Source organism: Streptomyces yongxingensis, assembly GCF_055597465.1.
Genome location: NZ_CM145717.1, coordinates 6,076,378 through 6,094,280, shown reverse-complemented (window position 1 = coordinate 6,094,280; position 17,903 = coordinate 6,076,378). Strand labels below are relative to the sequence as shown.

17 protein-coding genes are annotated in these 17,903 nt (G+C 73.3%); 6 read left to right on the top strand and 11 right to left on the bottom strand.

The genetic code is table 11. The features are described 5' to 3' along the window. Nucleotides 1-2 precede the first annotated feature (2 nt). The 4 genes from nadC to ACZ6TD_RS26325 are packed head-to-tail and all read right to left on the bottom strand — an operon-like array spanning nucleotide 3 to nucleotide 4,694. Complete coding sequence (gene nadC, locus ACZ6TD_RS26340; protein WP_471342109.1) at nucleotides 3-1,034, bottom strand: carboxylating nicotinate-nucleotide diphosphorylase; 1,032 nt, start codon at nucleotides 1,032-1,034, stop codon at nucleotides 3-5. Next, the gene (locus ACZ6TD_RS26335; protein ID WP_471342107.1) at nucleotides 1,031-2,794 is read right to left on the bottom strand and encodes an L-aspartate oxidase; all 1,764 of its coding nucleotides are present in this window, start codon (nucleotides 2,792-2,794) and stop codon (nucleotides 1,031-1,033) included. The genes nadC and ACZ6TD_RS26335 overlap by 4 nt, the downstream gene beginning before the upstream one ends. Next, nucleotides 2,791-3,762: a pantoate--beta-alanine ligase gene (gene panC, locus ACZ6TD_RS26330; protein ID WP_471342106.1), complete on the bottom strand. Its 972-nt coding sequence runs from the start codon at nucleotides 3,760-3,762 to the stop codon at nucleotides 2,791-2,793. The genes ACZ6TD_RS26335 and panC overlap by 4 nt, the downstream gene beginning before the upstream one ends. Further along, a complete protein-coding gene (locus ACZ6TD_RS26325) occupies nucleotides 3,759-4,694 on the bottom strand; it encodes a Rossmann-like and DUF2520 domain-containing protein (RefSeq protein ID WP_471342105.1) in 936 nt (311 codons plus the stop codon). The genes panC and ACZ6TD_RS26325 overlap by 4 nt, the downstream gene beginning before the upstream one ends. Before the next feature lie 146 nt (nucleotides 4,695-4,840). On the opposite strand from ACZ6TD_RS26325, the gene ACZ6TD_RS26320 reads away from it, so the two are divergent. After that, complete coding sequence (locus tag ACZ6TD_RS26320; RefSeq protein WP_471342104.1) at nucleotides 4,841-6,061, top strand: threonine aldolase family protein; 1,221 nt, start codon at nucleotides 4,841-4,843, stop codon at nucleotides 6,059-6,061. Here the strand turns inward: ACZ6TD_RS26320 and ACZ6TD_RS26315 are convergent. Next, entirely contained in the window at nucleotides 5,957-6,292 is a 336-nt protein-coding gene (locus tag ACZ6TD_RS26315) for a hypothetical protein (RefSeq protein ID WP_471342103.1), read from the bottom strand. The two genes, ACZ6TD_RS26320 and ACZ6TD_RS26315, sit on opposite strands and share 105 nt — an antisense overlap. A 99-nt stretch (nucleotides 6,293-6,391) precedes the next feature. On the opposite strand from ACZ6TD_RS26315, the gene ACZ6TD_RS26310 reads away from it, so the two are divergent. After that, the gene (locus tag ACZ6TD_RS26310; protein WP_471342101.1) at nucleotides 6,392-7,474 is read left to right on the top strand and encodes a DUF5937 family protein; all 1,083 of its coding nucleotides are present in this window, start codon (nucleotides 6,392-6,394) and stop codon (nucleotides 7,472-7,474) included. A gap of 72 nt (nucleotides 7,475-7,546) precedes the next feature. Beyond that, nucleotides 7,547-7,894 (top strand): ArsR/SmtB family transcription factor, encoded by a 348-nt coding sequence (locus ACZ6TD_RS26305; RefSeq protein ID WP_471342099.1) that lies wholly within the window; start codon nucleotides 7,547-7,549, stop codon nucleotides 7,892-7,894. 108 nt (nucleotides 7,895-8,002) lie between these two features. Here ACZ6TD_RS26305 and ACZ6TD_RS26300 read toward each other — a convergent pair whose 3' ends face one another. Both ACZ6TD_RS26300 and ACZ6TD_RS26295 read right to left on the bottom strand, forming a co-directional pair. Further along, nucleotides 8,003-8,698: a response regulator transcription factor gene (locus tag ACZ6TD_RS26300; RefSeq protein ID WP_471342098.1), complete on the bottom strand. Its 696-nt coding sequence runs from the start codon at nucleotides 8,696-8,698 to the stop codon at nucleotides 8,003-8,005. A 57-nt stretch (nucleotides 8,699-8,755) separates the two neighbouring features. Beyond that, nucleotides 8,756-9,952 (bottom strand): sensor histidine kinase, encoded by a 1,197-nt coding sequence (locus tag ACZ6TD_RS26295; protein WP_471342097.1) that lies wholly within the window; start codon nucleotides 9,950-9,952, stop codon nucleotides 8,756-8,758. Nucleotides 9,953-10,061: 109 nt separating this feature from the next. Here ACZ6TD_RS26295 and ACZ6TD_RS26290 point away from each other — a divergent pair, with 109 nt between their 5' ends. Together ACZ6TD_RS26290 and ACZ6TD_RS26285 are read left to right on the top strand one after the other, a co-directional pair. After that, nucleotides 10,062-11,114 (top strand): SAM-dependent methyltransferase, encoded by a 1,053-nt coding sequence (locus tag ACZ6TD_RS26290; protein WP_471342095.1) that lies wholly within the window; start codon nucleotides 10,062-10,064, stop codon nucleotides 11,112-11,114. A gap of 500 nt (nucleotides 11,115-11,614) precedes the next feature. After that, nucleotides 11,615-12,757: an NADH-quinone oxidoreductase subunit D gene (locus tag ACZ6TD_RS26285; protein ID WP_471342094.1), complete on the top strand. Its 1,143-nt coding sequence runs from the start codon at nucleotides 11,615-11,617 to the stop codon at nucleotides 12,755-12,757. A 42-nt stretch (nucleotides 12,758-12,799) separates the two neighbouring features. Here ACZ6TD_RS26285 and ACZ6TD_RS26280 read toward each other — a convergent pair whose 3' ends face one another. From ACZ6TD_RS26280 to ACZ6TD_RS26265, 4 genes are all read right to left on the bottom strand, one after another. Then, on the bottom strand, nucleotides 12,800-13,789 hold the full coding sequence (locus ACZ6TD_RS26280) for a hypothetical protein (protein WP_471342092.1): 990 nt from the start codon (nucleotides 13,787-13,789) through the stop codon (nucleotides 12,800-12,802). A gap of 259 nt (nucleotides 13,790-14,048) precedes the next feature. Beyond that, nucleotides 14,049-15,008, bottom strand: coding sequence for an ABC transporter substrate-binding protein (locus ACZ6TD_RS26275; protein WP_471342090.1), 960 nt, complete (start codon nucleotides 15,006-15,008; stop codon nucleotides 14,049-14,051). A gap of 174 nt (nucleotides 15,009-15,182) precedes the next feature. Further along, nucleotides 15,183-15,920: an ABC transporter permease gene (locus ACZ6TD_RS26270; RefSeq protein WP_471358037.1), complete on the bottom strand. Its 738-nt coding sequence runs from the start codon at nucleotides 15,918-15,920 to the stop codon at nucleotides 15,183-15,185. Next, entirely contained in the window at nucleotides 15,920-16,603 is a 684-nt protein-coding gene (locus ACZ6TD_RS26265) for an ABC transporter permease (protein WP_037964684.1), read from the bottom strand. Before ACZ6TD_RS26265 ends, ACZ6TD_RS26270 begins: the two co-directional genes overlap by 1 nt. 141 nt (nucleotides 16,604-16,744) lie before the next feature. Between ACZ6TD_RS26265 and ACZ6TD_RS26260 the strand changes: the two genes are divergently transcribed. Next, on the top strand, nucleotides 16,745-17,902 hold the full coding sequence (locus tag ACZ6TD_RS26260) for a betaine/proline/choline family ABC transporter ATP-binding protein (protein ID WP_471342089.1): 1,158 nt from the start codon (nucleotides 16,745-16,747) through the stop codon (nucleotides 17,900-17,902). Nucleotide 17,903 lies beyond the last annotated feature (1 nt).

Genomic DNA, 17,903 nt, shown 5'->3' with positions numbered 1-17,903 from the left:
GCTTACTTCTCCTCGGCCTCGCGCAGGTCCAGGCCGATGTCCAGGATCGGGGAGGAGTGGGTGAGCGCGCCGACCGCCAGATAGTCGACGCCCGTCTCGGCGTACGTACGGGCGCTCGCGAGCGTCAGCCGTCCCGAGGACTCCAGCGCGGCGCGCCCGGCGACCAGCTCGACGGCCTCGCGGGTCCGCTCCGGGGTGAAGTTGTCCAGCAGGATGAGATCCGCGCCCGCCTCCAGGACCGGCGGGATCTGCTCCAGGGTGTCGACCTCGACCTCGATCGGCACATCCGGGAACTCGGCCCGTACGGCGCCGAACGCCTCCGCGACACCGCCCGCCGCGATCACGTGGTTGTCCTTGACCAGCGCGGCGTCCGAGAGCGACATCCGGTGATTGACCCCGCCGCCGCAGCGCACCGCGTACTTCTCCAGGGCGCGCAGTCCCGGGGTGGTCTTACGGGTGTCACGGACCTTGGTCTTCGTTCCCTCGAGGGCGTCGGCCCACGCACGGGTCGCCGTCGCGATACCGGAGAGCCGGCACAGCAGGTTGAGCGCGCTGCGCTCGCCGGTGAGCAGGTCGCGGGTGCGGGTGCGGACGCTGAGCAGCTTCTGGCCGGGCTCCACCCGGTCGCCGTCCTCCGCGTGCCGCTCGACCTCGAACTCGTCCGTGCAGACCACGGACAGGACCGCCTCGGCGATCCGCAACCCCGCGACGGTGCCCGCCTCACGGGCCGTGAAGTCGCCGGTGGCGAAGGCGTCCTCGGGGACGGTGGCCACGGTGGTGACGTCCACGCCCTGGTCGAGGTCCTCCTCGATGGCCATATGGGCGATGTCCTCGACCTGGATGGGGTCGAGTCCGGCGCGGATCAGCAGCTCGGCCAGGTCGGGGTCCAGACCGCACTCCATCGGGTCGAGTTCACCGTCGTCACCGCCGCAGCCGCAGGCGTCGCCGCAGCCGCCCTCCTCACCGGGGCCGCCGATCTGGAGCAGCGGCAGGGACACGGGTGGCCGGCGGTCTTCGGAAGTGCTGCTGCTCACGGGTGGGACTCCGTCTCGGCTCGGGGGGTGGTCGATGGGGGAAACGCTTCGGAGTCCGTGGAACGGACATCGAGGGTGCCGTCCGGACGGAGGGTGACCAGCAGGTGGCGGCGCCAGGCGGCGTCGTCCCGCTCGGGGCGGTCCTCGCGCCAGTGGCAACCGCGGGTCTCCTCGCGGCGGAGCGCGGCGGCCACCAGGACCCGGGCGACGAGATGGAGGTTGGTGGCTTCCCAGGTCTCGACCCCGGGCTCGGCCGTCTTGCCGTCCCGCCGCAACTGCGCCGCGGCGTCGTCCTGGACGCGCTCCAGCCGGTCGGCGGCGCGGGCCAGGCTCTCGGCGGAGCGGAGCACGCCGGCGCCGTGGGTCATGATGTGCTGGATTTCGTAGCGGGCCTCGGAGGCGAGCAGGGGCGCGTCGCCGGAAGCAGCGGGAGCCGATGGCCTGGTCTGCTCCGCGGGCCGCTCGCGTCCCGCGGACTCCGCCCCGGCGGTGATGTCCGCCGCGATGCGCTCCGCGAAGACCAGGCCCTCCAGAAGGGAGTTGGAGGCCAGGCGGTTGGCGCCGTGGACGCCGGTGCAGGCGACCTCCCCGCAGGCGTAGAGACCGGGGACGGTGGTGCGGCCGCGCAGATCGGTGCGGACCCCGCCGCTCGCGTAGTGCGCGGCCGGGGCGACCGGGATGGGCTCGGTCACCGGGTCGATGCCGTGGGCGCGGCAGGCGGCGAGGATGGTCGGGAAGCGCCGCTCCCACATCGTGGCCCCGAAGTGGCGCGCGTCCAGGTACATGTGCTCGGCGCCGCGCTCCTGTATCCGCCGCATGATGCCCTTGGCGACGATGTCACGGGGCGCCAGCTCGGCCAGCTCGTGCTGTCCCCGCATGAACCGCACCCCGTCGGCGTCCACGAGATGGGCGCCCTCGCCGCGCACGGCCTCCGAGACCAGCGGCTGCTGGCCCTCCGCATCCGGGCCCAGCCACAGCACCGTGGGATGGAACTGCACGAACTCCAGGTCGCTGACCTCGGCCCCCGCGCGCAGCGCGAGCGCGACCCCGTCGCCGGTGGAGACGGCGGGGTTGGTGGTGGCGGAGAAGATCTGGCCCATGCCGCCCGTGGCGAGCACGACCGCGTCCGCCCGCACCGCGCCCACGCCGTCCCGCCGGCCCTCGCCCATGACGTGCAGGGTGACCCCGGCCGCCCGGCCGGAGCCGTCCTTGAGCAGGTCGAGCACCAGGGCGTTCTCCACGGTGTCGATACCGGCCGCGCGGACCGCGTCGACCAGGGCCCGGGAGATCTCCGCGCCGGTCGCGTCGCCGCCCGCGTGGGCGATCCGGCGGCGGTGGTGGCCGCCCTCGCGGGTCAGCAGGATCTCGCCCGTGGCGTCGTCGGCGTCGAAGCGGGCGCCGGTGGCGATGAGCCGGCGCACCGCGTCGGGCCCCTCGGTGACCAGCGCCCGCACCGCCTGCTCGTCGCAGAGCCCGGCGCCGGCCACCAGGGTGTCGTCCAGGTGTTGCTCGGGGGTGTCGCCCTCGCCGAGGGCGGCGGCTATGCCGCCCTGGGCCCAGCGCGTGGAGCCGTCGTCCAGGCGGGCCTTGGTGACCACGGTGACCTTGGCCCCGGCCGCGGCGCAGCGCAGCGCAGCGGTCAGCCCGGCGACCCCGGATCCGACGACCACGACATCGGCCTCGGTGGCCCAGCCGGGGGCAGGGGCGCGCAGGGCGGGGGCGGCGCTCTCGGCCGCCGGGCGCCCGGTCGGACGGGTCATCGGGCGGCTCCGATCCACAGGCGCAGGTTGTCTATCAGGCGGGTGGCGCCGACCTTGGCGGCGACGGCCAGCACGGCCTCGCCGGTGTGTCCGTCGGAGACCTCGGTGAAGTCGGCGGGGTCGACCAGGCCCAGATAGTCCAGGACGAGCGGCGGCTCAAGCCCCGCCGCCTCGTCGAGCACCGCGCGCGCCGCCGACCGCACCGCGGCGGGCGACGCGACCCGTATGAGCTCGTGCTCCTCGGACCCGGCCGGGCCCTCCCCGGCCGCCAGCAGCCCCGCGTCGCGCCCCGCGAACAGCGCCCGGGACAGGGCCAGCGCGGTGTCCCGCTCCTGGGCCGTCAGATAGCGGTTACGGCTGGAGAGGGCGAGCCCGTCGCCCTCCCGGACGGTGGGGACGCCGACGATCTCCACGGGAAAGTTCAGGTCGCGGACCATCCGGCGGACCAGCGACAGCTGCTGCGCGTCCTTCTCGCCGAAGAAGGCGATGTCGGGGCGGGTGAGATGGAGCAGCTTGGCGACGACGGTGAGCATCCCGTCGAAGTGGCCGGGGCGCGAGGCGCCCTCGTAGCGCTCGCCCAGGGTCCCGGCGGTGATCCGGACGCCCGGCTCACCGTCCGGGTACACCTCCTCGGCGGTGGGGGCGAAGACGATGTCCGCGCCCGCCTCGGCCGCGACCTTGAGGTCGGCGTCGAGGGTGCGCGGATAGCGGTCGAGGTCCTCGCCCGCGCCGAACTGCAGCGGATTGACGAAGACGGTGACGGTCACCAGGCCCTTGGCGCCCACCCGGGCGCGGGCGGCGCGGATGAGCGAGGCGTGCCCGTCGTGCAGCGCGCCCATGGTCATCACGACGGCCGTGCGCCCCGGCACGGCGAAGTGGGCGAGCGCCGCGTCCAGATCCGGGCGATGACGGAACAGCTCCACATCCGGCTCCCCTGGAAGCGCCTTGGTCCACAGCTTCGGGCTCATGCCTCACTACCTCCCCGGCCCCGCGCGTCGGTCACGTCCGAGAGCACGCCGAGCAGGTCCTCGGCGAGCTCCGGCTTGAGCAGTCCGTGCGCGAGCGCCCGGTCCGCGGTCGTACGGGCCATGGCCAGATAGCCGGCGACGGCGTGCGGAGCGTGCCGCCGCAGCTCGGCGACATGGGCGGCGACCGTGCCCGCGTCGCCGCGCGCGACCGGACCGGTGAGCGCGGCGTCGCCGCTGCGCAGCGCGTTGTCCAGCGCGGCGCCGAGGAGGGGGCCGAGCATCCGGTCGGGGGCCTCGACCCCGGACGCGCGCAGCAGCTCCAGGGACTGGGCGACCAGCGTGGTGAGGTGGTTGGCGCCGATGGCGAGGGCGGCGTGATAGAGCGGACGGGACTCCTCCGCGATCCACTCGGGCTCCCCGCCCATCTCGATGACCAGCGCCTCGGCCGCCAGCCGCAGCTCCTCGGGGGCGGTGACGCCGAAGGAGCAGCCGGCCAGCCGCTGAACGTCCACCGAGGTGCCGGTGAAGGTCATCACGGGGTGCAGCGCGAGCGGCAGCGCACCGGCCCGCAGCGCGGGCTCCAGCACGCCGACGCCGTAGCGGCCGGAGGTGTGCACCAGGAGCTGGCCGGGGCGCACCGCGCCGGTCTCGGCGAGGCCGGCGACCAGCTCGGGCAGCGCGTCGTCGGGGACGGTGAGCAGCACCAGTTCGGCCCGCGCCAGCACCTCGGAGGGCGGCACGACGGGGACTTCGGGGAGCAGGGCGGCGGCCCGGCGCACGGAGGCGTCGGAGACACCGGACGCGGCGACCGGGCGGTGCCCGGCCAGTCTCAGCGAGGCGGCGAGGGCCGGGCCGACGCGGCCCGCGCCGACGACCCCGACGGTGAGCCGGGCAGGTCGGTCCTGCGGCTCAGGCAGTGGTTGAGCGTTCACGCGGCAACGGCCTTCCGTTCCAGTCCTCAGGGGTACCGGACGATTCCCCGCCATGCTACGCGAGTGTTTCCGGGGGGTTTGGCCGCACGCCCGGGCCTGTGGACAACTCTGTGGTCCGATGGACAGGCGTGCGACATGATCAGCCCATGACGGACGGGACGGACGAGGCAGACGAGATGGACGGCACGGGCGGCGAGACGGAGCGGGCCACGCGGGCGCGCCGCCGCGCGGCCTGGCACGGCGCCGAGCGGACGCTCGCCCGCGGGCCCGCGGAGGTGCGGATCGCCGAGCGGCTGGCCGCCCTCACGACCGCCCTTGACGCCGACACCCCGTCGTACGACGGGGACGGCTGGGTGGACATCTACGGCGACGGCATCGTCGAGGAGCTCGAGCGGCGGGTCGCCGAGCTGCTCGGTATGGAGGCCGCGGCGTTCTTCCCCACCGGCACCATGGCGCAGCAGGTCGCGCTGCGCTGCTGGGCGGGGCGCACCGGCAGCCCGGTGGTGGCGCTGCATCCGCTGTCCCATCTGGACATGCACGAGCGGGACGCGTATCTGACGGTGAGCGGGCTGCGCGCGGTCCGTCCGACGAGCGAGCCGCGGCCGCCGACGGCCGAGGAGATCCGGGACCTGGACGAGCCGTTCGGCACCCTCGCCCTCGAACTCCCGCTGCGCGACGCAGGATTCGTGCTGCCCGAGTGGGAAGAGCTGGTCGCGGCCGTGGAGGCGGCCCGGGAGCGGGACGCGGTGGTGCACTTCGACGGGGCGCGGCTGTGGGAGTGCACGGCGCACTTCGGCCGGGAGCTGCCGGAGATCGCCGCCCTGGCGGACTCCGTCTACGTGTCCTTCTACAAGTCGCTCGGCGGCCTCTCGGGAGCGGCGCTGGCCGGTCCCGAGACCCTGGTGACGGAGGCCAGGGCGTGGCGCCACCGGTACGGCGGCCAGCTCTTCCAGCAGTGGCCGGCGGCGCTGGCCGCGCTGGACGGCCTGGACCGCGAGCTGCCGAGGCTGCCGTCGTACGTGGCGCACGCGCGGGTCGTGGCCAAGGCGCTGCGGACGGCGTTCACGGCCGCGGGGGTGGGGTGGTCCCGGGTGCACCCGGAGGTGCCGCACACCCACCAGTTCCAGGTGTGGCTGCCGTATCCGGCGGCGGTGCTGGACGAGGCGGGGGTGCGGCTGGCGGAGGAGACCCGGACGGTGCTGTTCCGTCGCTGGCGGGAGCCGGGGCCGCCCGGCCTGGCCACGACGGAGCTGACGGTCGCCTCATCCGCACTCGAGTGGACGGCCGACGACGTCACGGCCGCGACCGGCGCCTTCCTCGCCCTGGTCCGGGAGCTCATGGAGGCCCGGGAGCTCACGGAGGGCTGACCGGCGCCGCGCGAACACCTCCCTGATCGCCCTTACGGCGCGCAGGGCGTCCGTAAGGCGGCCATGGCGGCTGCGGCGGGCCGGGCGCCCGGCCATCACGGCCCGGACGTCGCGGTACTCCCGCAGCTCCCGGAGGGTGCGCCAGTCGTGCAGGCCCGGTGCGGGCGGGGCGGGCTCGCCGCGCTGGGCGGCCCGGTACAGGTCGAGTACGTAACTCTCGGTGAGGGACATGGCTCGACGGTCCGCCCGGCCCCGGGCGCCGGTCACGCCGTTTGACGATCGGCGTCAAACGAAGGCGACGCCGGGTCCTGGCTCCCGCACCATGGGCTCATGGCCAATGTCATCGACATCGCCGGGCTGCCGCCCGAGCGCATCGTCTTCAGCCCGTCCCCGCTCGCCGAGCTGGGCGCCGCGCTCCATGTGCTGTCCGAGCCCGGCCACCACCCCGGGCTGCACGGCTGGGCCACCGCCACCGCCTCGGCGCTCAAGCCGGATCTCGCGGACCGGCTCTGCGAGGCGGACTTCCTGTGGCGCTCCGCCCGCTCCGACCTGCTGCTCCCGGCCGCCCCCGGGGCGACGCTCGCCGAGGAGCTGGACGCGCTGGACCGGATCGACGACGAGGCGTTCGTGGCGGCCGCCTTCGAGATCGCCTGCTCCGCCTCGTACACCCGGCACACCCCCTCACCGCTGGTCGACGCGGGCGAACGGGCCCGGGTCCGCGAGATGGCGGCCGCCCGGGGGCCGCGGCAGGCGGCCTTCGCCGACCGCATGCTGGAGGACCCGGACGGGCTGCGGGTCTGGTTGCGGCGGCTGCTGGAGGACTGCGACCAGGCGTTCTTCGCCGACACCTGGCGGCGGACGCGGATCCAGCTCGCCGCCGACGCCCGCCACAAGGCGGAGCTGCTGCGGCACAAGGGGCTCGCGGAGGCGCTGACGTCGACCTCGGCCGCGCTGTCGCTGTCGGAGGACGGGGAGAGCATCCTGGTCGACAAGTTGGCGGGCGGCCGTACGACGGCGTACGGCGACGGCGTCACCTTCATCCCGACCGCCTTCGGCTGGCCGCACCTCATCGTCCTGCACGCCCCCGGCTGGCGCCCGGTGATCCAGTACCCGGTCGCCACCCCCGAACTGCCCCCGCCCGCCGCCCTGGAGCTCGTCCAGCGCCGCCTCGAGGCCCTGGCCCACCCGATGCGGATGCGGCTGTGCCGCACCCTGGCCCGCGGCCCGCACACCACCGGTGAGCTCTCCGAGTCGTACGGCATCACGCCCCCGGAGGTCTCCCGCCACATCGCCGTGCTGAAGAAGGCCGGTCTCGTCACCACCCGCCGCCGCGGCCGCTATGTGCTGCACCAGCTCGACCTGCCGTCGGTGGCCCGGCTGGGCAGCGACTTCCTGGAGAGCGTTCTGCGATAGGGCGCCGGCCCCGCCTAAAATGTTCACCGCACGGTGAACGCTGTCGGAACGGCGAGCGGCGGAGGAGCGGCGATGAGCAACCGAAGCCACCGGTCCGCACCGCGGCACACCCACCCCGACGACGTCCCCGTGCGGACCGCGCTCGCGGCACTCGCCGACCCCGTACGGCTCCAACTGGTCCGCGAACTCGCCACGGCGGCCGACTGGGAGCACACCTGCGGCACCTTCGACGTCCCCGTGGGCAAGGCGGCCCTCAGCCACCACTTCTCGGTGCTGCGCGCGGCCGGGCTGATCGAGCAGCGCGACCTGGGCCCCAAGCGGGTCAACCGGCTGCGCCGCCCCGAGTTCGACCAGCGCTTCCCCGGACTGCTCGACCTGGTCCTCCGCGAGCGCCCGCAGAACGGCGAGGACGCACGGTAAGACGGCCGGACGAAACGGTAAGGCGACCGCTCCCACCGTAAGACGGCCATGCCAACCGTAAGGACGCCACGTCAACCGTAAGGCCGTCGCCTCCGTAAGGCCGTCGCCTCAGCGGGCCGGTCCGGTCGACCCCCCGGCCCGGACCAGTCCGGTCTCGTAGGCCATCACCACCACCTGCACCCGGTCCCGCAGCTCCAACTTGGTGAGGATGCGGCCGACATGGGTCTTCACGGTCGCCTCGGACAGCACCAGCCGCGCCGCGATCTCGCCGTTCGACAGCCCCTGCGCGACCAGCATCACGACCTCGCGCTCCCGGTCGGTGAGCCGGTCCAGCTCCGGACGGGCCCGGCCCCCGGGGCCACCGGCTCCGCCGCCCGGCAGCATCGGCGCGAACCGGTCCAGCAGCCGGCGCGTCGTGCTGGGCGCGACCACCGCGTCACCGCTGTGCACCGCGCGGATCGCCGCGAGCAGCTCGCCCGGCGGCACGTCCTTGAGCATGAAGCCGCCCGCCCCGGCCTTGAGCGCGGAGAAGGCGTACTCGTCCAGGTCGAACGTGGTCAGGATGATGACCTTCGGCGCCCCGTCCCGCTCGCATATCCGCCGGGTCGCCTCCACCCCGTCCAGCTTGGGCATCCGGACGTCCATCAGGATGACGTCCACCTCGGTGGAGCGCAGCACCTGGAGCGCCTCCACCCCGTCGCCCGCCTCGGCGACGACCTCCATATCGGGCTGGGCCGCGAGCACCATCCGGAAGCCGGTGCGCAGCAGCACTTGGTCATCGACGAGCATGACGCGGATCGACATCCCGGACGGTCCCTTCCCTCTGGCCTGACAGCCGGCCTACAGCACCTATCAGATGGCTCAACGAACCGGCTTCAGCGGCAGCAGCGCGCTGATCCGGAAGCCGCCGCCCGGCCGAGGGCCCGCGTCGAGCGTGCCGCCCACCATGCCGACGCGCTCCCGCATCCCGATCAGACCATGGCCGCTGCCGTCGGCGCCGCCGTCCTCGTACATCTCCTGCTGCGCACCCCGCCCGTCGTCCTCGACCAGCAGCCCGAGCCCGTCGTCGAAGTAGGTGAGGCGGACGCTCGCGCCCACGTCCGGGCCGCCGTGCTTACGGGTGTTGGTGAGCGCCTCCTGCACGATGCGGTACGCGGTCAGCTCGACCCCGCTGGGGAGCTGGCGCGGGCTGCCCACGACCTTGAAGTCCACCGGGAGCCCGGCGCCGCGCACCTGCTCCACCAGCTCGTCGATCTGCTCGACGTCCGGCTGCGGGACGTAAGTGTTCTCCTCGCCCGGCTCCCCGGTGCGCAGCACGCCCAGCAGCCGCCGCATCTCGGCGAGCGCCTGGCGGCCGGTGCCGGAGATCGTCTCCAGCGCCTGCCGGGCCTGCTCGGGCGAGGAGTCCATGACGTACGCGGCGCCGTCCGCCTGCACCACCATCACCGACACGTTGTGCGCCACGACGTCGTGCAGCTCCCGTGCGATCCGGGCGCGCTCGGCGGCCACCGCGACCTTGGACTGCGCCTCGCGCTCCTTCTCCAGCCGGGCGGCCCGCTCCTCCAGTTGCGCGTAATAGGCGCGGCGGGTGCGGATCGAGTCGCCGAGCACCCAGGCCAGGACGAAGGGGATGGAGACGAAGACCGCCGAGACCACGTCCTCCCACCAGCCCTGCTGGGAGTGCGGCCAGCGGAGGGTGGCGAGGGGGGCCGCGCTGATCGCCACGCCCAGCGCGAAGCGGGAGGCCGGGCGCGAGGAGGTGACCGCCACCGTGTAGACGATCACCAGCATGGCGAAGTCGGCCACATTGGGCCGGATGTTCGCGGCCATCTGGGCGAGACCGCACAGGATGGCCAGCACCAGCATCTTCTCGGGGGCGCGGCGGCGCAGCGCGATCGTCGCCCCCAGCGCCAGGACGATCGGCACGCCCGCGACGCGGGAGCCCCGGCCCACCGACGCCTCCACGAGCCACAGGAACCCGGACGCGACAAGGAGGACGGCCCAGAAGGTGTCCACCCCTGTCGGATGCCTGCGGAGAAATTCGTAGAGGCGCTGCACGTCACCCAGCGTAGGTATCGCCGGACCCCTCCCGGGTCAGCCCGAGGGGCGATCCGCGACCCCCGGCCCTACTCCCCAAGGTGGAGACCACTCCGCATAGCGTGGCGGTGTGGCGAGTGAGAAGCATGAGTGGAGCGGATGGCGTACGGCGGCCGAACGCGCGCTGTACGGGACGGGCGGCTTCTTCCGCCGCCCGGAGGGCCCGGCGGGGCATTTCCGCACGTCGGTGCATGCCTCACCGCTGTTCGCGCGGGCGGTCGCGGAGCTGCTGTGCCGGGTGGACGAGGCGCTGGGGCACCCGGCCGAGGTGGCGCTGGTGGACCTGGGCGCCGGCCGCGGCGAGCTGCTCACGCGGGTGCTCGCCCTCGCCCCCGGCCTGCCGCACGGGCTGGGCCGGCGGCTGCGTCCGTACGCGGTGGAGCGGGCGGAGCGGCCGGCGGGCCTGGACGGGCGGATCGGCTGGCTCGATGCCCCGCCGGAGGGGTGGACGGGGCTGCTGTTCGCCAATGAGTGGCTCGACAACGTGCCCGTGGACGTGGCCGAGACCGACGCGGACGGCGTGCCCCGCCGGGTCGAGGTGGACCTCGCCTCCTTGGACGGCACCGAGCGGCTGGGCGACCCGGTGGACGGCGAGGACGCCGCGTGGCTGGACCGCTGGTGGCCCCTGGCGGGCGCCGAACCGGGGCTGCGCGCGGAGATCGGCCGTCCGCGCGAGGCGGCCTGGGCGGGGGCCGTCGGCTCCCTGCGGGCGGGCCTCGCGGTCGCCGTCGACTACGCCCACGAACGCGCCACCCGGCCCCCCTTCGGCACGCTGACCGGGTTCCGCGAGGGGCGCGAGGTCCGGCCCGTCCCCGACGGCTCCTGCGATCTGACGGCGCATGTCGCGATGGACGCGTGTGCCGCCGCGTCTGCCGCGTCTGCCGCATCCACCGCGTCCGCCGGGCCCGGCGCCGGGCTGATGACCCAGCGTGAGGCGCTGCGCGCCCTGGGCCTCGAGGCCCGCCGTCCCCCGCTCGCCCTGGCCTCCACCGACCCCACCGCCTACGTCCGCGCCCTCAGCGCGGCGGGCGAGGCCGCGGAGCTGACCGACCCCGCGGGCCTCGGCGCCTTCACCTGGCTCCTCCAGCCGGTGAACCTGCCCCAGGAGGTGCTCCGGCCGTAGGGGTGTCCGGCGGAGCTTGGCGCCTGCGGCGGGCCACGCGGCGGAGCCGCACATCGGCACTTCCCCCTCCCCGCCCCTTCCCGAAACTGGGGCTCCGCCCCAGACCCCGGGCCCTGCCACGCGGCGCATCGATACGCGGCTCCGCCGCGCAGGGGCCCCCGCCGCCTGGGAGCTCCCGCCGCCCGGGGGCTCCCGCCACGTGGAGCCCCCGCCGCGTGGGGCCCCCGCCACCTGGGGACTCCCGCCGCCCGGGGGCTCCCGCCACCTGGGGACTCCCGCCACCTGGGGACTCCCGCCACCTGGGGACTCCCGCCACCTGGGGACTCCCGCCACCTGGGGACTCCGCCACCTGGGGACTCCGCCACCTGGGGGCTCCCGCCACCTGGGCCCCGGGGTCCAGGGGCGGAGTCCCTGGTATCGGGAAGGGGCGGGGAGGGGAACAGCCTGCCGGACAGCCGCACCCAGCAGGGGGCTCACAGGGAGCTGAGAGACTGGTACGCATGACGGAGACGACAGTCGGCATCGGCGGCGCCGCCGAGAGCACGGACATGGTGCTCAACATCGGCCCACAGCACCCCTCCACCCACGGAGTGCTACGGCTGCGGCTGGTCCTCGACGGGGAGCGGATCCAGAGCGCCGAGCCGGTGATCGGCTATATGCACCGGGGTGCGGAGAAGCTCTTCGAGGCGCGCGACTACCGCCAGATCATCATGCTCGCCAACCGCCACGACTGGCTCTCCGCCTTCTCCAACGAACTCGGCGTCGTGCTCGCCGTCGAGCGGATGCTGGGCATGGAGGTCCCCGAGCGCGCGGTGTGGACCCGTACGCTCCTCGCCGAGCTCAACCGGGTCCTGAACCACCTGATGTTCCTCGGCTCCTACCCCCTGGAGCTGGGCGGCATCACGCCGATCTTCTACGCGTTCCGGGAGCGCGAGGACCTCCAGCACGTCATGGAGGAGATCTCCGGCGGCCGGATGCACTACATGTTCAACCGGGTCGGCGGCCTCAAGGACGACCTCCCGGCGGGCTGGCTGGGCCGGGCCCGGCAGGCCGTGGCCGAGGTGCGCTCGCGGATGGGCGTGTACGACGACCTGGTGCTCGGCAACGAGATCTTCCGGGGCCGCACCCGCGGCGTCGGCATCCTGGCCCGTGAGACGGTGCACGCGTACGGGGTCAGCGGCCCCATCGCCCGGGCCTCGGGCGTCGACTTCGATCTGCGGCGCGACGAGCCGTACCTGGCCTACCCGGAACTCCAGGACGTGCTCAAGGTCGCCATCCGCCAGGAGGGCGACTGCCTCGCCCGGTTCGAATGTCTGCTGGAGCAGACGCACGCCTCGCTGGCGCTGGCCGACGCCTGTCTGGACCGGCTGGACGAGCTCCCGCCGGGGCCGATCAACCAGCGGCTGCCGAAGGTGCTCAAGGCGCCCGAGGGCCACACCTACGCCTGGACCGAGAACCCGCTCGGCCTCAACGGCTACTACCTCGTCTCCAAGGGCGAGAAGACGCCGTACCGGCTGAAGCTCCGCTCGGCGTCGTACAACAACATCCAGGCGCTCACCGAGCTGCTGCCGGGCACTCTCGTCGCCGACATGGTGGCGATCCTGGGGTCGCTCTTCTTCGTCGTCGGCGACATCGACAAGTAGGTCGGCGAGGCCGACACGCGGGCGAGCCGCGCGGGCGGTCCCTCACGAGATCGCGCTGCGCAGCTCCCCGAGGTCGATCTGCTCCGTCTCGTCGTGCGCGGTCAGGTCGATGACCTCGCCCACCGCGCCCTTCTGGGACTCCGCCTTCTTGGTCTCCGCCAGGGTCTCGTCGCCGATCACATCCGCGAGGTCCTCCTCGGCGGCCGGTTCGGGCTCCCGCTTCTGCTTCTTCGCCTGCTTCTTCTGGGTGCCGAAGTAGTCGAAGCCGCTCTCCGAACGGGAGGCGGCCCGCCGTGCCGCGGCATACGGCACCACCGCCGAGGCGGCCGTACGGGCGTGGGTGCGCGGCTCCTGCGGGCCGTCGCCGTCCTGCCCGCCGGCCGCCGGGGGCTTCCCCAGCGTGGCGGCACCGTCCTTGCCCCGGCTCTCGCGCCGGCCCTTACGGTCGTCGTGCTCCGCGTCCCGCTCCGGGGTCTGCTCCGAAGTCTCGCCCCGGGCGGCCGCGGCGGCGGCCTGCTCCCGCCGCTCCTTCTGCCGTCGGGCGCTCTCCCTGAGCCGGCTCAGCGCCTCGTCGGCCTTGGCGTACGCGGCGGCCGACGGCAGCCCCGAGGGGAGCTCGTCCGGCTCGTCGTCGGAGTTGACGGAGTCGACCGATTCGGCGGACCCGGCGGCCTCCAGCGCCTTCGCCGGGGACGCGGCCTCCAGCGCGAGCCGGCGGCGGCCCTCCAGGGCGCTGGCCCGCTCGGTCTCGGCCGTGGCGTAGCGGCGCAGCAGCTCGGCGTGCTCGTTGCGGAGCCGGGCGAGTTCGGCGCGCTTGGCGCGCAGCCGGGTGTTGAGCGCGGCGCGGAGCTCGCTCGCCTTCTCGGCGTCCGCCTCGAGCTCCGCGATCCGCTCCTCGTACTTCATCTCCTGGCGCGCGGTCTCGCTCGCGGCCTCCGCGACCCGGCGGCCGGCCGAGCGGTCCCAACGGCGCATCAGGACGGCGCCGACGACCGCGGCGCCGGCCGCGGTCGCGGCAAGCCCACGGATCACGACCGTGTCGCCGACCAGCCAGGCACCGGCGGCGCAGGTTATTGACGCGACTGCGACCGAAGCGGAGGGGAGGAGCCTGTGCAGGGGTGGGGATTGGCGGTGGCGTCCACGTGGCATGGCCCGAAACTTACCGTGCAAAGGGGTCGCTTGGGTGCCCGCCGGGCCAGATCTGTTGTCAATCCGTTGGCAAATGCGGCGGTCGCGCGGCCGAGATCCCTTGCCGAGCCCTTGCCAAGCCCTCCCGAGCGGGGATTTGATCCTACTTCACCAGCCCCTTGTCCCGCAGGTAGTCGTCGGCGACATCCCCCGGCTTGAGCCGCTCGGCGTCAACTTTCTTGTTGAGTTCCCTCAGATCGGCGGTCGTCAGCACCTTGGTGAGCTTGTTCAGCGAGTCCGCGATCTTCTGCGAGCCGGCGGACTTCGCATTCACCACGGGAAGTACGTTGTCGGCATTCTGCAGATTTTTGTCGTCGCGGAGCAGCACGAGCCCGAACTGATCCAGCGTGCTGTCCGTGGTCGTGGTCAGGACCATCTGGTCCTTGCCGTCCTTGACGGCCTGCTTGGCCTGGACGCTGCCGATGTCCAGCGGGTCGATCCCGGCGATGTCGATGCCGTACTTCTTCTCCAGACCCGGCTGGCAGAAGGGCCGCTTGGGGCATTCGTCGCCCGCCGCCAGGGTGACCTTCTGCTTCGACTTCCCGAGGTCGGAGAGCGTCTTGAGATCGTGTTTCCTCGCGAAGTCACCGCTGACCGCGAAGGCGTTCTGGTCCACGGCCTTGCCGGGCTCCAGCACCTTCAGCCCGCGCGGTTCGGCGAGCTTCTTCAGCGCCGCGACCGTCTTGGTCACGTCCGAGGAGGCCACCGGGGCGGCATTCGAGCCGTTCTTCTTCTGGTTGAGGAATTCGGCCAGCGTCGCCGCGTACTCCGGCACGACATCCATCTGGCCCTTCTCCAGGGCCGGTTCATACAGCTCACGGGCGTCCACCGTCTTGATCGAGGTGGAATAGCCGGCGTCCTTCAGAACCCCCGCGTACAGCTCCGCGAGGATCTTCGACTCGGAGAAGGAGGCGGAGCCGATCACCAGCGAGCCCTTGCCCGGTTTACCGGAGCTGTCGCCGCCGCTCGACTTCTCCAGGCTGTCCCCGCCGCAGGCGGTCAGCCCGGCCGCCAGCGCCGCGACCCCCGCCACGGCAGCCGCCGCCCGATTGATCTTATTCATGGTTCCCCATCCGTAGTTGTGGCCGCGGTTGTGTGGCCGCGTTGTCGGCGCATTCCGCGTCATCCGCGCTTTCCGCGTCGTCCGCGATCTATGCCTCATCCGCGCTCTCCGCGCTGTCCGCCCTGGTGTCCGCACGCCTGGCGTCCGGCCGCGGGAAGGCTCGGCCCGCGGGTTCTACGTCGTGAGCGCCGGTGAGGCCGGCGCCTGGTCGGCAGGCGGGCGCCGGGCCGCGGTCGACCGCCGCCCCGTCCTGCGCCGCATCGGGTCGAGCACCAGCCCGAGCACCACGAAGACGCCCTCGACCACCAGCGCGAGGCCCGCGACCAGCACCGCACCGGCCACCACCTGCGGGGTGTCGGTGAGCCGGAAGCCCGCCGTGATGATCCGGCCGAGACCGCCGCCGCCCGGCAGCGCGGCCAGCGTCGCGGTGGCCACGACCTGCACCGCGGCCGTCCGTACGCCCGTCATGATGAGCGGGAACGCCAGCGGCAGCTCGACCCGGCGGATCAGCTGGCCGCCGGTCATCCCCATGCCGCGGGCCGCCTCGACGACCTCCCGGTCCGCCTCGTGCACCCCGACATAGGCGTTGGTGAGCAGCGGCGGGATGGCGAACAGCACCAGCGCGATGATCGTGGGCCACTGGCCGTGCGTCCCCAGCGGGCTGAGCAGCAACAGCACCAGTACGGCGAAGGTGGGCACGGCGCGCCCCGCGTTGGAGATGTTCACCGCGAGCGCGCCGCCCTTGCCGATGTGGCCGAGGGCCACGGCGATCGGCAGCGCCACCGCGCAGGAGATCGCCAGGCAGACGAGGGTCAGGAACAGATGCTGGCCCAGCCGGTGCCACACCCCGTCGGGGCCCGCCCAGTGCGACCCGGTGGCCAGCCAGGTCCACGCCTTGGCGACGACGTCCATCAGGTGGTGCCCTTCCGACTCTTGCGTGCCCACGGCGTCAGCAGCCGCTGGAGGCCGAGCAGCAGCAGATCCGCCACCACCGCCAGCGCCACGCACAGCACCGAGGCGGTGAGCACCTCGGCCTTGAAGAAGCTGCGCATGCCCTCGTAGATGAGGTTGCCGAGGCCGCCGTATCCGATGATCGCGCCCACCGTGGTGAGCGAGACCGTGGAGACGGTGGTGATCCGCAGCCCGGCCATCAGCGCGGGCAGCGCGAGGGGCAGCTCCACGCCGAAGAGCAGCCGCAGCGGGCCGTACCCCATGCCCCGGGCCGCCTCCCGCGCCTCCTCGGGCACCGAGGCGAGACCGGCCATGATGTTGCGCACCAGGATCGTGAGCGAATAGAGCACCAGCCCGGTGATCACCACCGCGGCCGAGACCCCGAACACGGGCAGCAGCAGCGAGAACATCGCCAGCGACGGCACCGTGTAGAGGATCGTGGTCAGCCCCAGCACCGGCCCGGCCACCGCCCGCCAGCGGCGGGCCAGCAGCGCCAGCGGAAAGGCGACCAGAAGGCCGATCGCCACCGAGGCGAGCGTGATCCCTACGTGCTCGAGCGTCGCGTCCGTCAGCTCTTGACCGCGTGTGCGTACATACTCACCGCATATCCACTCGTTACTGATCAGACAGTTTCCGTCGGCCATACGCTCACCTCCCCCGTCGGGTCGCGGGCCGGTTGCTCATCACAATTCCTGGGTGACCCTAACCCCGGGAGATGACAATCTCGTCCGATCGCCACACAACAGCAACAATGTCTGCCACGAATGCGGCAACAATGGGGAGCCATGATCCGTTTCGAGCATGTCACCAAGCGCTACGCCGATGGCACGACGGCCGTGGACGACCTCTCCTTCGAGGTGTCGGAGGGCGAGCTGGTCACCCTCGTCGGCCCCTCGGGCTGCGGCAAGACGACGACGATGAAGATGGTGAACCGGCTCATCGAGCCCACATCGGGGCGGATCCTGGTGGACGGCGAGGACATCGCCGAGGCGGATCCGGTCGCCCTGCGCCGCCGTATCGGCTATGTCATCCAGCAGGTCGGGCTCTTCCCGCACAAGACCGTGCTGGAGAACACCTCCACCGTGCCGCATCTGCTGGGCTGGCAGCGGAAGAAGGGGCGGGAGCGCGCCGCCGAGCTGCTGGACCTGGTCGGCCTCGACCCGTCCGTCTACGGCGACCGCTACCCCGACCAGCTCTCCGGCGGTCAGCGGCAGCGCGTCGGCGTGGCCCGCGCGCTGGCCGCGGATCCGCCGGTGCTGCTGATGGACGAGCCGTTCGGCGCGGTCGACCCGGTCGTCCGCGAGCATCTCCAGACCGAATTCCTGCGACTTCAGTCACAGGTGCGGAAGACCGTGCTCTTCGTCACCCATGACATCGAGGAGGCGGTCCGGCTCGGGGACCGCATCGCGGTCTACGGCTCGGGGCGGATCGAGCAGTTCGACACCCCGGCCACGGTGCTGGGCGCGCCCGCCACCCCGTACGTGGCCGACTTCGTCGGCGCGGACCGCGGGCTGAAGCGGCTGTCCGTCACCCCCATCGAGCCCGGCGACCTGACCCAGCCGCCCGTGGTCCACCTGGACGACCCGCTCTCCAAGGCGGCCGCCAAGCTGACCGCGGAGGGGGCGCGCTGGGCCGTGGTCCTGGACGACGCCGAGCGGCTGCACGGCTGGATCCCGGCGGAGGCGGCCGACGGCGCGCGGGGGACCGTACGGGACCACGCGCGCCGGATGGAGGCGTGGCTGCCGGTGGGGGCGCCGCTCAAGCAGGCGTTCAGCACGATGCTCCAGCACGACGCGGGCTGGATCGCGGTGCTGGACGAGGACCGCTTCCTCGGCGTCCTCACCCCGGCCCGGCTCCACGAGGCCCTCCGCCGCTCGATCGACGCCGACGCGGGCGGCATCCCCCGCGGCGAGGTCCAGCTCCAGACCGTCGCCGACGTGTAGG